At 58.4% G+C, this 305-nt stretch carries 1 protein-coding gene; it reads left to right on the top strand.

What is annotated here, in order from left to right; genetic code table 11:
* Nucleotides 1-195, top strand: a 195-nt coding sequence (locus KVS69_RS19245; protein WP_217539559.1) for a hypothetical protein, incomplete at its 5' end; no start/stop codon positions are given.
* Between the last annotated feature and the right edge of the window lie 110 nt (nt 196-305).

Raw genomic sequence — 305 nt, 5'->3', positions numbered from 1 at the left:
GGCGCCGCCGGGGGAATGCAGAAAAGCCTGCCGCGAAGACAGGCTTGTCATGCGATACGGTCGTTGCGCCGGATAAAGATGTTCCCGTCCGGTGCGGTTGTGACGGCGACCGGAAAGGTGACAGGGCTTCTTGCTCCCTTGATCCTTCCAGGTTTTGAAAATTGTGCCGCGACATCAAAAACCAAACGAGAATGACGATACCATAGGCCCTCAGGCCCGATGAATGTGCTCCGTATGAGCGGTGGGTGGCACGCCACCCGGGACTTGTTCCGGCCACCGCCGGATGGATCGAGTATCAGGAACAA

Source organism: Stenotrophomonas sp. GbtcB23, assembly GCF_019091045.1.
Taxonomy (GTDB): domain Bacteria; phylum Pseudomonadota; class Gammaproteobacteria; order Xanthomonadales; family Xanthomonadaceae; genus Stenotrophomonas; species Stenotrophomonas rhizophila_A.
This window is presented reverse-complemented; position numbering and strand designations above follow the sequence as displayed.